Genomic DNA, 13055 nt, shown 5'->3' on the forward strand with positions numbered 1-13055 from the left:
CCGGCGCTGGTTCCTCAGCCTCGAAATGTGTAGCCGCTGATCGAGGCCGGTTTCATCTCGATGGAGAAGCCCGGCAGGGTGGGCGGCATATAGGCGGCGTTGTCGATCCGGCAGGGGTCGAGGAAGTGTTCATGGAGATGATCGACATATTCGATCACGCGGCCATCCTTGGTGCCGGATACCGCGATGTAATCGATCATCGACAGATGCTGCACATATTCGCAGAGGCCGACGCCGCCGGCATGCGGCCAGACCGGCAGGCCGAACTTGGCGGCGATCAGCAGGACGGATAGGACCTCGTTCAGCCCTCCCATACGGCAGGAATCGATCTGGACGATGTCGATCGCGCCCTCGGCAATGAACTGCTTGAACATGATGCGGTTCTGGCACATCTCGCCGGTCGCGACCTTCACCGGGCTGATTGCCTGGCGGATCTTGCGGTGGCCGGCGACATCGTCGGGGCTTGTGGGTTCCTCAATGAAGAAGGGCTTGGCGAAAGCAAGCGCCTTGACCCAGTCGATCGCCTGATCGACATCCCAGACTTGGTTGGCGTCGATCATCAGGTAACGATCGGGACCGATCACTTCGCGGGCTATCCTCAGACGGCGGATATCGTCTTCGAGATCGCGGCCGACCTTCATCTTGATATGGTTGAAGCCGGCATCGATCGCTTCCTGGCAGAGCCGGCGTAATTTCTCGTCCTCGTAACCCAGCCAGCCGGCCGAGGTCGTGTAGCAGGCGTAGCCCTCCTTTTCGAGGGTGGCGACCCGTTCCGCCTTGCCGGCTTCCGCCTTCTTGAGGATAGCGACCGCTTCGTCACGCGTCAGCACGTCGGTGAGGTAGCGGTAGTCGACGATATCGGCGATCTCTTCCGGCGACATCTCGGCGACCAGCCGCCAGACCGGCTTGCCGGCCTGTTTGGCGAGCAGATCCCAGACGGCGTTGACGATCGCGCCGGTTGCAAGGTGAATGGCGCCCTTTTCCGGGCCGATCCAGCGCAACTGGCTGTCGCTGGTCAGATGCCGCCAGAATTTGCCGGGATGGGCAAGCACCTCGCCGAGGTCGGCGCCGACGACGAGGTGGCGCATCGCTTCGATCGCCATGCAGCAAATGTCGTTGCCGCGGCCGATGGTGAAGGTCAAGCCATGGCCGGCAAGGCCTGGGACATCCGTGTCGAGGATGACATAGGCGGCCGAATAGTCGGGATCGGGATTCATCGCATCGGATCCATCCAGGCTTTGCGAGGTGGGAAAGCGGAGATCGAAGACGCGAAGGTCGGTGATGCGGGTCATTGTTGTTCCTCCCGATTTATGGGGCCACTTGCGATAGCCGGATCGGCCGGTTATCTGCCGATCGACCGGCTGACGTCAGATCGTCCAGCCGCCGTCGATGGCGATCGCCTGACCGGATGTGTAGGTGGCGCCGGCGAGATAGACGGCGAGATCGGCGATCTCTTCCGGCGAGCCGAGCCGGCCCATGGGCTGGCGGGCGATAAAGGCGGCGCGCGCCGCATCGTAATCGCCCTGGGCTCGCATGCGGTCCTGCAAGGATGGACTTTCCACCGTGCCGGGGCAGATGGCATTGCAGCGAATGCCTTGAGCAACATAGTCGGCGGCGACCGATTTGGTAAGGCCGATGACCGCCGCCTTGGTGACACCATAGGCGAAGCGATTCGGCACGCCCTTGATGCTGGAGGCGACGGAGGCCATGTTGATGATCGACCCGTCCTTGCGTTCGAGCATGCCGGGCAGCACCGCCCGGATGGTGCGGATCATCGCCTTGACGTTTAGATCGAAAGCGAATTCGAGATCGGAATCCGGCATTTCCAGGATCGAGCCGGCATGGACGAAGCCGGCGCAGTTGAACAGAACGTCCACAGTGCCGATTTCGGCGACGAGCGCCGCGACCGCATTCCCATCGAGCACGTTGAGCTTATGCGTGAAGACGCCGGTTTCCGCGGCAACGGTCGCCAGCGCATCGGTATTAATGTCGGTTGCATGGACCTTGGCGCCGGCCGCGGCAAAGGCTGCCGCCGTCGCCCGGCCAATGCCCTGGCCGGCCGCGGTGATGAGAACGGTCTTGCCGGAAAGTCTGTTTGTCATGTCACGGGCCTCTTCTGGATTGTCTACATGAGACGATGCATGCGGTTATCTTGCCGAAGGCCGAGCGGTGATGGAATAGCTCGTCCGTCAAGGCCTGCCACTTTCTCTCTTTACGCGTTTCGGCCGGCCTAGGGTGGGCATGAAGCCTCGCCTCTCGTCGTTTCCGCTGATCGGTTGTCTTCAGTTATGATTTGTCTGTTTATAGACAAACAGACGATGGGCCAAGGGTCAAGCGTGAAGTTTTCCTTTTCCGGCCTTGGTTCTGCGTATATGCAGAATAATATTCACAGGAGGAAAGAATGGAGACCGACGAGTCAGACCGCTACCGCGCTCCTGCCCTCGACAAGGGTCTCGATATCCTGGAGCTGCTCGCCGGCGTCGACAGCGGCCTGACCCAGGCGGAGATCGCCAAGCGGCTCGACCGCAGCCCCAACGAATTCTATCGCATGCTCGACCGGCTGGTGCGTCGCGGTTACGTCACCCGGCTGGATGGCGATCGCTATTCGCTGACGCTGAAGCTCTTCGGCCTTGCGCAATTGCATGCGCCTGTGCGCCGGCTTGCCTCCTATGCCACGCCGCTGATGCGCGACCTTGCCCAGCGCACCCGCCAGGCCAATCATCTCGCCGTGTTCGATCGTGGCGCCGCGGTTGTCATCGCCCAGCAGGAAGCACCGGACTATTGGGGCTTCTCGATCCGCATCGGCGCCCATATCAGCCTGTTCGACACCGGCTCGGGGCATGTGCTGCTCGCCTTCCGCAGCGACGAGGAGCGGGAGATGATGATATCGGAACATGCGCGCAACCGCGCCGAGATCGACCTCGGTGCCGAATTCTACGATCGTCTCGACCAGATCCGCGAGCGCGGCTACGAGATGATGGCAAGCGCCCAGACATCGGGCGTCTATAATCTGTCGGCGCCCGTTCTCGGGCCGGATCGGCGTTGCATCGCCGCCCTGACCTGCCCCTTCATCGCCCTTGTCAACGCGCCGTCCGCCCCCGACATCACCCAGACGATCACGCTGGTGCAGAAGACCGCCACTCAGCTTTCGCTGCTGGCCGGGGCGGATGTCTTCAATTCCGGCTGAAAAGGTGGGAGGATCTCGGGAATTTCTATTTGAATAATCCATTCACGAGAAATAGGGTGCGGCAAAGCCAGTTCTGGAGGAGGAAAACGTGCTCATCGACACGCACCTGCACATTATCGACCGGTCGGCGCTTCCCTATCCCTGGCTCTCCGGCGTGCCGGCTCTCGATCATGACTTTCTCTATGAGACCTATGCGGCCGAGGCGCGGCGCTGCGGCATTACGACGGCGCTGCATATGGAGGTCGATGTCGATCCGGCCGTCATGCAGGCCGAGACCGACCACATTGCCTCTCTCGCCAAAAGGCAAGGCAACCTGATTGCTGGGGCGATTGTCTCCTGCCGTCCCGAGGAGGAAGGCTTTGCCGCCTATCTCGAGCGGCAGAAGGCCGATCCCTTCGTCAAAGGCTTCCGCCGCGTGCTGCATGTCGTCCCCGACACCGTCTCGGAAAGTGTCCTGTTTCGAGACAACATCCGGCGCATCGGTGGCAGCGGCCTGACCTTCGACCTCTGCACACTGCCGCATCAGGCCGGTCACGTCACCGCTCTCATCGATCTCGCGCCCGACGTGCAGTTCATCCTCGATCATTGCGGCGTGCCGGATATCCGCTCCAATGCTTTCGAGCCATGGAAAGCCGGGATATCGGAGATCGCCCGCCGGCCGAACGTGATCTGCAAGATATCAGGCGTCGTCGCTTATGCGGATGCGCAGACATGGACAGCCCAGACGCTGACGCCCTATATCGAACATGTGATCGCAAAATTCGGCTGGGATCGTGTCGTGTGGGGCAGCGACTGGCCGGTCTGCACGCTCGGCGGCGGCCTTTCCACCTGGGTTGCCGCCACGCATGCGGTGCTCGCCAGCAGCAGCGAAGCGGAACGCTCCAAGCTGCTCTTCGACAATGCCCAGCGCCTCTGGTCATTGTAACATTTTGTTTAGGCCGTCCCGATCCTTTGGCTGGAAGGGCCGCAGCAAACCACCATGCTCGACACCCTGAAATCGGATGATGTACCCCCCAAAAGTGCTACTTTGGCATGTTTTTTGCTGCTGCTAATATGAAGCGATGCAATGTTTCGGTTTGGGACGACTTACAGCCAAACAATTGCTAGCTTTGTGTGTCTCAGGTACAAGTTGTCAGACACGGATATGGCGAATAACCTCATGTCCGTGTCCTCAGGAGGGAAAACAAAATGAAAGAAGAACCGCACGCAGTGGATGTTCATGTCGGAAAGACGATCCGCATACAGCGTCTGCTGCGCAAAGTTTCGCAGACGGAATTGGGCGACCGTGTTGGCGTAACGTTTCAGCAGATCCAGAAATACGAAAAAGGCTCCAACCGCGTTTCCGCCAGCATGCTGGTAGAAATCGCCGGTGCGCTGAATGTCGACGTCAGGACGTTCTTCGACGACCTGTCGACCCCTGAAACGGCTAACGACAACCCCGCTCCCAGCGAGGAATTCGTTATTTCGCGCGAGGGTGTCCTTTTGAACGCGGCGTTCTTCTCGATCAAAAACGAAGCGCTTCGCAAGAAGATCCTGAAGCTTGTTCAGGCAATCGCCCACACCGAACAGGCCGACGGTGAAGCGGCCGAATAGCCGGATCTCCTTCACGCGATCCTAACGGCGGCATGAAGGTCAATGGCGATCGATCAGGATCAGATTCTCGCTAGCGTCCTTCATTGCGATCTTGGCCTTGCTGCCGAGCAGTTTCTCGAGGTTGACGTCAAGCTCCCTGTCCGGATCTATGCCGTCCCAATCGATTACGACCTGCAGCAGTGCCATGTTCGTCAGGTGCATCAGATTACGCAGCTGAAGCTTTTCAGCCTCCTCCTTGGCTGCCGACAGCAGCCGGAAGATCCTTGCGTATTCACTGCCTGTACCTTCATTATGTTGTTCAAACATTGTTCCCGCCCCTTTGGCCGTGAAGCCTCAGATTCCATCACCACTGCATCATTTCGCCGAGACCGTTATTCTAGCGTTACAGGAGTCACATTGCGTGTGACTTCGGCGTGCAAAAGCTCCCAATGCGAGGTTGCGGCAAAGCGCCAGTCACGGTTGACGGGGGCGAATTCGTCGCGGTGCAGCCACTCCAGCACCAGCCGCGCGTCGTCGCGTTTGCGTTCGACGCGGTTCTTGCGCAGAGCGGCGAGGAGGTGGTCGCGGCGCGGCTTGCGGAAATGGCACTCGTCGAGCACGTGCGCATAGGTGCGTTCGGAGAAATGCAGGAAGCGGCCGGAGAGCAGCAGTTTCTTGCGCTCAGCCGTCGAAATCTCGCCGCAGGCATAAAGCGCATCGATCGTCGGCTCGAAATCGACCCAGGGTACGGAAAGCGGCAGCCAGCCAAGCGCCTGCGGCGCATGTACCAGCGCGACGGCCTCGTCGTCGAGCAGCCGCCCGGACTCGTAATCCTCGAAGATCGAGCCGAGGCCGACCATGCCGAACGGTGCGCATTCCGCGGCCCGCAACGCGCCCATGCTGGCGCCGCCGGCTACGGCGACATCACGTTCGAGCGCGTAGAGAATTTCCTTGTGCCAGACCGAAGGCAGATCGCCGAAATAGCCGTCGACGAGGCCGATCGCGGTGGCGCCATCCTCCACCGCCTTCAGGATGTCGCCGCGGGCGGCGGGCGGGCGGAAATCGATGCAGGGAGACATGTTTCTCGCTGCGGCAAGGCCGCCACCAAGGCTCGGACCGACGAACAGAACCTTCATGACTGCGCTCCTCTCATGGTGTTGACGGCGCGCAGGCCGAGTTGGACGTACTGTCCTGATATATCGACCTCCAGGCCCGGCACGATCACCCTGACGACCGAGACCGGCAAAGCCGGATGGGCAAAGGGCACGGCGACGATCTGCTCGATCCCGCTCGCCACCAGCCGGTCGGCTATGTGGCGGATGGTCTTCTGGATCGTCGCGGCACGGCGATGGCGGCTCTGGAAGGCGCGCATCCGGCCGTCGCTCTCGCAGAGTTCGACCAGCTGCTGCATCGCCGCACTCCGATCGAGCCGCTGATAGATGCGCGGCGAGAAATCGTCGCGGCTGCCGGCGATCGCGGTCAGCCGGCTCTGGGCCGCTTCGGTAATGGCGCGCAGCGCGGCGCGCACAGGATCGGGATGGCAGCCGCAGCCGCCGCAGACATGCGACCAGCGCGCGTCGACGCGGTCGGAAAGATTGCCCGGCATGATGACGGCCAGAAAAGCCGGAACGCCGATATCCGTGGTCATGTCGAGCAGCAGCAGCCGCATGCCAGCGCGCGTGATCCGGTCGGTCATGACGTCGATGACCGCATCGCCGAAGGAGGCGGGGTCGATGCGGCTCTCCTTGAGGCGCTGCGGCGATTTCAACTGGGTCAAAGCCCAGGCATCACGCTCCACCAGCTCGCAAAGTCCGTGCAGGACGGCTTCGGCCGGCGTATTGCCGGAGGCAAGCCCATCGCTCGACTGCTCGAAGCCCGGCGGCCGCTCGCCGCGATGGTCGAGGCCGACAAGCCACCAGGGGACGAAGACGCTGCTGCCGGACAGAATGTCGAGGCCGGAGCACCATGGGATGGGGTCGCCGCCGATTTCATCGGGCGCACAGCGTGCGACATTATCGAGATCGATCATGGCGGCGCGTTCCGCCCGCATGCTCTCCACCGTCGCCTGCGTCAGGTCGGCAGGCGCATTTTCCGCGATCCGCGTCTCGATCGCCTCCATGGCGGCCGAGGCCATGGCGGCATCATTATCGATGCCTTTGCCCTGGAAGACCGAAAGCGTGTGGCTGTTCGGCCTCGTTGCGAAGGCGACGGGGATGTTCAGCACGTCGAGAGCGGTCAGCAGACCGACGCGCGTAATACCGAATTCGCGCAGATGCGGCCTGATGGCTGCAAGTGTCTGTGCCGGCGTGACTGCACGGTCGTGATAGTCGCTGACGCCGGCCGATGATCGCTTGAGATCATCGGCTAGCATTTCAAGATCGGCGAAGGCGGACATACCGATCTCGCTCTTAGCGGAACTTCAGCGCATGGGTCAGGTTTTCGAGAGCATTTGCCGTGACGTTGAGTTCGTCCTGCTTCATCGCAGCCTTGGCTGCGGCCGAGAAGCGCGGCTGAGAGGGCATTGCTGCATGGGTTTCAACAGTGGTTTTCATTGTCCATCTCCAATGGGATAGGCAGCCGGCTGCCGTTAACCATTGCAGAGGAACACTGTCTGCGTCATTTAACCGTTACAGGCTTCGTTAAAAGGCCATGCAATCAGGGAAGTCCGGCCAGTTGGAGGCCATGAATCAGCGTTTCCGTGTAGCGGGGATCGCGGTCGGGAACGAAATGGCGGATGTCCTCGCTGCGGAAATCCGGGAAATTTTCCAGAACGACGTTGGCGTATTTGCCGGCTTTTTTCATATCGCCCGCCATGGCATGGGCAGCCGCCAGCAGTCGCGCGGTCGCCTGTTTCGACTGCACCGGCTCAAGCGCCTCGATCGCCTGGTTATATTCGCCGCGATCGAAGTGGATGCCGCCACGATTCCAGTAGTAATAGTCCGGCGGCAGCGGATTGAGCTTGAAAGCCGCGTTGTTCAGATCCAGCGCCTTGTCAAAGTCGCCGTAGTGGCAGAGCGCGTCGGCATAATCGGCAAGGATGTCGGCGTCGTTGGGATTGAGATCCTGAGCCTGCTGGAAATAGTCCAGGCTTTCGTCGAAACGGCGGCGATACAGCGCCACGAAACCGAGTTCGCGGTAGGCCCGGCCGCTGTTCGGGTCGGATTGCTGCGCCAGTCGGGCGGCGCCATTCGCCTCGTCGAGCAGTTCGGTGTCCTGCATGCCCCGGATCAGCCATTCCATGCCGAGCGCGCGCGACACGCCGGCATGGGCGGCCGAGAAATTCTCGTAGCGATTGAGCGAGGATCTGAACCACTTGCGCGCCTGGCGCAGATGCTGCAGGTCTGTCTGGGCGATCAGGCGCTTGCCTTCGAGATAAAGACGGTAAGCCGATGGCGGCGCCTCGCCGATCGGCATCGCCAGCTCGCAGCGTTCGACGGTGTCGGCGAGCGAGGAGACGATGCGCCGTGTCAGATGCGCGAAGGATTCACTGATCTTCTGCATGACCAGCGGCAGTTCCAGAGCCCAGATCACCTCTGAGGTCGCCGTCCGCGTCAGACGGCAGGTCGCATAGACATCCTCGTCGCGGCCCTGGATGGTGACGTAGACCGCATAGTCGAAGCTGAGGTCGAGCGCACGTGGCACAGCGCGAGCCGGATCGACCGAACGGCTGAGGATTTCAAGGCTCGTATGGGCTGCGATCACCTTGAAGCCGCGCTGCTGGCTGAGGCCGATGGTGACATCTTCAAGAAGGGCCCTGCCGACGCGCTCCATCAGCGGATCGGTGAAAATGCTTTCCGGCGGCAGGATGATGATCCGCGGCTGGCCGAGCAGATCGGCGAAGCCGCCGGGCGCTGCCGACGGACGTTCGGCCGCCGCGGGTTGAGCTGCCGGGATCAGGCCGAGTTCGCGGGCGAGCGCGGTGGTGCTTTCCTCCGGCTCGGTGTCGAATTCGTCCTTCAGCTGGCTCTTGCACTTCAGATAGGATTGGCGGGCCGCGGCCGGATCGTTCATCCTGACATAAGTGCGCATCAGGGCGCGATAGGCCGTCTCGCTGGCGGGATCGAGCTCCAGCAGGCGACGGGCAAAGGCCACCTGCTCATCATCCGATCTGTCGTCAGCGGTTTCCACCAGCCGCGTCAGATGGGCGGCGCGCAATTCGTCGACGCGCTGGCGCTCGTATGTCAGCCAGTCTTCGGCGCCCTGCGTCGGCGACTTGGCGCCTTCAAGCAATTCGCCGTTCAGAATGTCGCCGTCTTCGGCTGCGATGGGCCCTTTCTGTTTCATTATATGGACGTCGACTTCCCAGCCGTCGGCAAGGCCGATATGGGTTCGGGTCGCTTTCAGCAGCGGCGGCAGGTCGGCGGGAATGCTTTGCTCGATACGCGCCAGCAGCTGGCGCAGACTGCCCGCGCGTTTTTCCGGGGCTTCCGATTGCCAGAGCTGCCGCCTGACGGTTTCGCGGTCGAGTTCGAGATTGGCTTCGGCGGCGAGCATGGCGAAGAGAAAATAAGACTTCTCCGGCAAGGGGAGTTCCCTCCCCGCTGCCAGCAATCGCGGTCTTCCGAGCAGGCAGAGCCTGTTCGTCGACATCTGTCCGGATGTCCGTTGCATCCCGCTTCTCACCCCTGAAGACCAGACGCGCATGCGCGCCGGCCACTCAGGAACATGTTAGAGCGATAATAAGCCCGCGCATAGCGCAAAAAGAAGTTTTTACACCGAATATTTGCATTTTCTCACATGAGCGGCCGGAAATGCTTGCCAACACTTTGCCCCCGACGTGATTTGGATCGATTATTCCAGCCGCTGCGGCCACTACAGCCGCAACCAACAGCAAGCGAGCCTGATCGATCACAGCATCTGCGCGATCTATTTGGTGCTGGTTTGCGTCGCGCCGGCGGCCTCGACGAAATCGAGGCCGATATCCAGCACTGGTGCGCTGTGCGTTAGCCAACCGACCGAAATAAGGTCGACGCCGGAAGCGGCGATTGCGGCGGCCGTTGCCGGCGTCACCCGGCCGGATGCCTCGGTGATTGCCCGCCCGGCAACGATTGCGACGGCCTCGCGCAGCTGGTCCGGCGTCATATTGTCGAGCAGAACGGCATCGACACCGACGGCCATCGCTTCCTGCAACTGATCGAGCCTGTCCACTTCGACCTCGATCTTGACCAGATGACCGACGCCGGCCCGCGCCCGGCGGATCGCCTGGGCAACACCGCCTGATATGGCCACGTGGTTGTCCTTGATCAGCACTGCGTCATAAAGCGCGAAACGGTGGTTCATGCCGCCGCCGGCCCGCACTGCATATTTCTCCAGAGCCCGCAGCCCGGGCGTCGTCTTGCGCGTGCAGGCGACCGAGGCCTTGGTGCCGCTGATGGCTGCGGCAATCCCGGCCGTGACGGTGGCGACGCCCGAGAGATGGCCGAGGAAATTCAGCGCGGTGCGCTCACCGGTCAAGAGCCCGCGCGACGGGCCTTCGATCGTGGCGATGACGTCACCTGATTTGACTGCATCACCGTCGTTGAGATGGCGGCGCATGACGATCTGAGGATCGACGAGCGTGAAAGCGAGGTCGGCCGCATCGAGGCCGGCGATCACGCCCGGTTGGCGAGCGGCCATCACCACCGTGGAGCGGTGATCTGAGGGAATGACCGACGCCGAGGTGATGTCGCCGGCAAGGCCGAGATCTTCGAGCAGGGCTGCCCGCACCAAGGGTTCGATAATCAGACGCGGAAGCGGAACGAGGCTCATGTCAGGCGCTCCTGGCCAGCGAATAGGGTGGTGTGGCGCGGGCAATCTCCAGCGCTTGGGAAAGGCGCATCCGGCGGCGTTGCGCATCGGCGAGCTGCAGGGGAAAATCGGTGCGGGCGTGGGCGCCGCGCGATTCCACCCGTAGGCTGGCAAAGACGGCGATCAGCAATGCAACAATGGCCGGATCGGAGCCGGGGCCGTCGCCCTCGGCAAGTGGCAGCAATGCGGCGATTGCGCCTTGGAGGGCATCCGCATTGCGCAGCACGCCGAGATGGCGCGAGACGATCGTGCGGATGGAGGATGCGTCGGCCGGCTCCGGAAGCTGTTCTGCGAAGATGGCACCGGCGCCGCCCGCCGGCATGGCCGATATGTCGCGCGCCGCCCGCATGCCCATGACAGCCGCCTCGAGCAGCGAATTGCTGGCAAGCCGGTTCGCGCCGTGCAGACCGGTCGAGGCGGCCTCGCCGGCGACCCAGAGGCCGGCGACCGAGCTGCGGCCATTCGCATCCGTCGCGACGCCACCCATTTGGTAGTGCACGGCCGGACGCACCGGGACGAGGTCTTTGGCCGGATCGATGCCGGCCTCGCCGCCAAGGGCAGCGATGACGGGGAAGCGCGCGGCAAAGCGACTGCCGAGCGCCTTGCGAGCATCGAGGAAGACGCGGCCGCCGCGGGCGATCTCGGCACTGATGGCGCGCGCCACCACGTCGCGCGGCGCAAGTTCGGCGCCCGCTATGCCGGCCATGAACCGTTCGCCGCGTTCGTTGACAAGCAAGGCCCCCTCGCCGCGCACCGCCTCGCTGACAAGCGCCAGGGGCCTGCGGCGTGAATCGAGCGCCGTCGGATGAAACTGCACGAATTCCATATCGGCAAGCTCGGCACCCGCCCTTGCCGCGAGCGCAATCCCCTGACCAAAATTGCCCATCGGATTGGTCGTCGCATCATAAAGTCCGCCGATCCCGCCGGTGGCGAGCACCAGCCTTGTCGTCGAAAGGACGGCGGCCGCGCCGCTTGCGGTCGCGCAGAGCAGCCCGGCGACGCGCTCGCCGTCCATCAAAATCCGTCGCGCCTCGAGGCCTTCGAGCACGGTGATGGCCGGCGTCCGCGCCACGGCCCGCACCAGCGCTGCGATGATCGCCGCACCTGAGCCGTCGCCTTCGGCATGGACGATGCGGCGGCGGCTATGGGCAGCCTCCAATCCGAGCGAGAGTTCCCCGGAGTCATTGCGGTCGAAGCGGACCCCGGCTTGTTCCAGTGCTGCAATGGCCGCCGGCGCCTCCGCAATGATGCCGGCGGCGACCCTTCGGTCGCAGAGCCCGTCGCCGGCGGCAAGCGTATCGGCAAGATGCAGTGCGGCGCTGTCGTCGGCGCCGATACTGGCGGCAATGCCACCCTGCGCCCACGCGCTGGAAGTCTCGGCGCCGAGGCCGGCGCGGGTGACGATGACCGAAGGTTCCGGCGCCAGCGTCAGCGCCGTCATCAGCCCGGCAAGGCCGCTGCCGACGATGACGGTGCGGCCAGTCAACTGCTCAAGGATCTCGGTCATATCGAAAGCATCCTCTCGACGGCGCGGCGCGCGGCCACAGCGATTGCCGGATCGACCGTCACCTCGTGGCGGTTTTCCTCGAGTGCGGCGCGGATATTGGCGAGCGTGATCCGCTTCATATGCGGGCACAGATTGCAGGGGCGGATGAATTCGACGTCAGGGTGGTGGACGGCGACATTGTCGCTCATCGAGCACTCGGTGAGCAGCGCCACCCGTGCCGGCTTCTGCCTGCCGACATAATCGGACATGACAGCGGTGGAGCCGGCAAAATCGGCCTCCGCCACCACGTCGGGCGGGCATTCCGGATGGGCAAGCACCGTCACGCCGGGATGGTTTTCACGCAGCTGGCGGACATCGTCAGCGGTGAACAGTTCATGCACTTCGCAATGCCCATGCCAGGCGATGATCTCGACATCGGTCTCGCGGGCGACGTTGCGGGCGAGATATTCATCGGGGATCATCAGCACCTTCGGCACGCCGAGCGACTCCACCACCTGTTTGGCGTTGCCCGAGGTGCAGCAGATGTCGGAGGCGGCCTTCACCGCGGCCGAGGTATTGACATAGGTGATGACGGGGACGCCGGGATGGGCCTGGCGCAGCAGCGCAATATCCTCCGGCGTGATCGATTCCGCCAGCGAGCAGCCGGCGCCGAGATCGGGGATCAGCACGGTTTTTTCGGGATTGAGAAGCTTGGCAGTCTCGGCCATGAAATGCACGCCGGCCAGCACGATGACATCGGCATCGACCTCAACCGCCTTGCGGGCGAGCGCCAGGCTGTCGCCGACAATATCGGCCACGCCGTGAAAAATCTCAGGCGTCTGATAATTGTGGGCGAGAATGACGGCGTTGCGGCGGCGCTTGAGCTCGAGAATGGCGTTGACGTCATCCTCGAACGACATCCATTCGGCTTTGGGAATGACGCGGCTGACGCGGTTATAGAGCGAGGATGCGGAAACTGGGTGGTTCATGGCCGGCTCCTAATTATGCTCTACTTGAGCATAT

13 protein-coding genes are annotated in these 13055 nt (G+C 62.7%); 3 read left to right on the plus strand and 10 right to left on the minus strand.

The annotated features are described in order from the left end of the window. Window positions 1-14 precede the first annotated feature (14 nt). Together J7U39_RS22350 and J7U39_RS22355 are read right to left on the minus strand one after the other, a co-directional pair. Entirely contained in the window at window positions 15-1292 is a 1278-nt protein-coding gene (locus tag J7U39_RS22350; RefSeq protein ID WP_210632440.1) for an L-fuconate dehydratase, read from the minus strand. 75 nt (window positions 1293-1367) lie between these two features. After that, the gene (locus tag J7U39_RS22355) at window positions 1368-2102 is read right to left on the minus strand and encodes an SDR family oxidoreductase (RefSeq protein WP_210632441.1); all 735 of its coding nucleotides are present in this window, start codon (window positions 2100-2102) and stop codon (window positions 1368-1370) included. Window positions 2103-2401: 299 nt separating this feature from the next. Here J7U39_RS22355 and J7U39_RS22360 point away from each other — a divergent pair, with 299 nt between their 5' ends. The 3 genes from J7U39_RS22360 (at window position 2402) to J7U39_RS22370 (ending at window position 4780) form a co-directional block, all read left to right on the plus strand. Further along, a complete protein-coding gene (locus tag J7U39_RS22360; RefSeq protein WP_210632442.1) occupies window positions 2402-3187 on the plus strand; it encodes an IclR family transcriptional regulator in 786 nt (261 codons plus the stop codon). Window positions 3188-3275: 88 nt separating this feature from the next. Next, complete coding sequence (locus J7U39_RS22365) at window positions 3276-4112, plus strand: amidohydrolase (protein WP_210632443.1); 837 nt, start codon at window positions 3276-3278, stop codon at window positions 4110-4112. Between the two features lie 263 nt (window positions 4113-4375). After that, window positions 4376-4780 carry a helix-turn-helix transcriptional regulator gene (locus J7U39_RS22370; RefSeq protein ID WP_184458547.1) on the plus strand — a complete coding sequence of 135 codons (405 nt, stop codon included), beginning with the start codon at window positions 4376-4378 and terminating at the stop codon, window positions 4778-4780. Between the two features lie 39 nt (window positions 4781-4819). On the opposite strand, the gene J7U39_RS22375 is transcribed toward J7U39_RS22370, so the two are convergent. From J7U39_RS22375 to nadA, 8 genes are all read right to left on the minus strand, one after another. Then, the gene (locus J7U39_RS22375; protein WP_004668299.1) at window positions 4820-5086 is read right to left on the minus strand and encodes a hypothetical protein; all 267 of its coding nucleotides are present in this window, start codon (window positions 5084-5086) and stop codon (window positions 4820-4822) included. A 65-nt stretch (window positions 5087-5151) separates the two neighbouring features. Beyond that, complete coding sequence (locus J7U39_RS22380) at window positions 5152-5895, minus strand: TfuA-like protein (RefSeq protein ID WP_210632444.1); 744 nt, start codon at window positions 5893-5895, stop codon at window positions 5152-5154. Then, window positions 5892-7154 carry a YcaO-like family protein gene (locus J7U39_RS22385; RefSeq protein WP_210632445.1) on the minus strand — a complete coding sequence of 421 codons (1263 nt, stop codon included), beginning with the start codon at window positions 7152-7154 and terminating at the stop codon, window positions 5892-5894. The genes J7U39_RS22380 and J7U39_RS22385 overlap by 4 nt, the downstream gene beginning before the upstream one ends. Window positions 7155-7167: 13 nt before the next feature. Then, on the minus strand, window positions 7168-7311 hold the full coding sequence (locus J7U39_RS22390) for a hypothetical protein (protein ID WP_176536271.1): 144 nt from the start codon (window positions 7309-7311) through the stop codon (window positions 7168-7170). A gap of 103 nt (window positions 7312-7414) precedes the next feature. Continuing rightward, a complete protein-coding gene (locus tag J7U39_RS22395) occupies window positions 7415-9370 on the minus strand; it encodes a BTAD domain-containing putative transcriptional regulator (RefSeq protein WP_210632446.1) in 1956 nt (651 codons plus the stop codon). A 255-nt stretch (window positions 9371-9625) separates the two neighbouring features. Further along, a complete protein-coding gene (gene nadC / locus J7U39_RS22400) occupies window positions 9626-10507 on the minus strand; it encodes a carboxylating nicotinate-nucleotide diphosphorylase (protein WP_210632447.1) in 882 nt (293 codons plus the stop codon). 1 nt (window position 10508) lies between these two features. Next, on the minus strand, window positions 10509-12053 hold the full coding sequence (locus J7U39_RS22405; RefSeq protein WP_210632448.1) for an L-aspartate oxidase: 1545 nt from the start codon (window positions 12051-12053) through the stop codon (window positions 10509-10511). Continuing rightward, window positions 12050-13021, minus strand: a complete 972-nt coding sequence (gene nadA / locus J7U39_RS22410; RefSeq protein WP_210632449.1) for a quinolinate synthase NadA — start codon at window positions 13019-13021, stop codon at window positions 12050-12052. The genes J7U39_RS22405 and nadA overlap by 4 nt, the downstream gene beginning before the upstream one ends. Window positions 13022-13055: the final 34 nt, after the last annotated feature.

The organism is Rhizobium sp. NLR16a, from assembly GCF_017948245.1.
Lineage (GTDB): Bacteria > Pseudomonadota > Alphaproteobacteria > Rhizobiales > Rhizobiaceae > Rhizobium.

Excerpts from the sequence above, each read along its gene's own strand:
- J7U39_RS22350 (WP_210632440.1), bottom strand. The coding sequence starts at position 1,292 with ATGACCCGCATCACCGACCTTCGCGTCTTCGATCTCCGCTTTCCCACC.
- J7U39_RS22355 (WP_210632441.1), bottom strand. The coding sequence starts at position 2,102 with ATGACAAACAGACTTTCCGGCAAGACCGTTCTCATCACCGCGGCCGGC.
- J7U39_RS22360 (WP_210632442.1), top strand. The coding sequence starts at position 2,402 with ATGGAGACCGACGAGTCAGACCGCTACCGCGCTCCTGCCCTCGACAAG.
- J7U39_RS22370 (WP_184458547.1), top strand. The coding sequence starts at position 4,376 with ATGAAAGAAGAACCGCACGCAGTGGATGTTCATGTCGGAAAGACGATC.
- J7U39_RS22375 (WP_004668299.1), bottom strand. The coding sequence starts at position 5,086 with ATGTTTGAACAACATAATGAAGGTACAGGCAGTGAATACGCAAGGATC.
- J7U39_RS22380 (WP_210632444.1), bottom strand. The coding sequence starts at position 5,895 with ATGAAGGTTCTGTTCGTCGGTCCGAGCCTTGGTGGCGGCCTTGCCGCA.
- J7U39_RS22385 (WP_210632445.1), bottom strand. The coding sequence starts at position 7,154 with ATGTCCGCCTTCGCCGATCTTGAAATGCTAGCCGATGATCTCAAGCGA.
- J7U39_RS22390 (WP_176536271.1), bottom strand. The coding sequence starts at position 7,311 with ATGAAAACCACTGTTGAAACCCATGCAGCAATGCCCTCTCAGCCGCGC.
- J7U39_RS22395 (WP_210632446.1), bottom strand. The coding sequence starts at position 9,370 with ATGCAACGGACATCCGGACAGATGTCGACGAACAGGCTCTGCCTGCTC.
- nadC (WP_210632447.1), bottom strand. The coding sequence starts at position 10,507 with ATGAGCCTCGTTCCGCTTCCGCGTCTGATTATCGAACCCTTGGTGCGG.
- J7U39_RS22405 (WP_210632448.1), bottom strand. The coding sequence starts at position 12,053 with ATGACCGAGATCCTTGAGCAGTTGACTGGCCGCACCGTCATCGTCGGC.
- nadA (WP_210632449.1), bottom strand. The coding sequence starts at position 13,021 with ATGAACCACCCAGTTTCCGCATCCTCGCTCTATAACCGCGTCAGCCGC.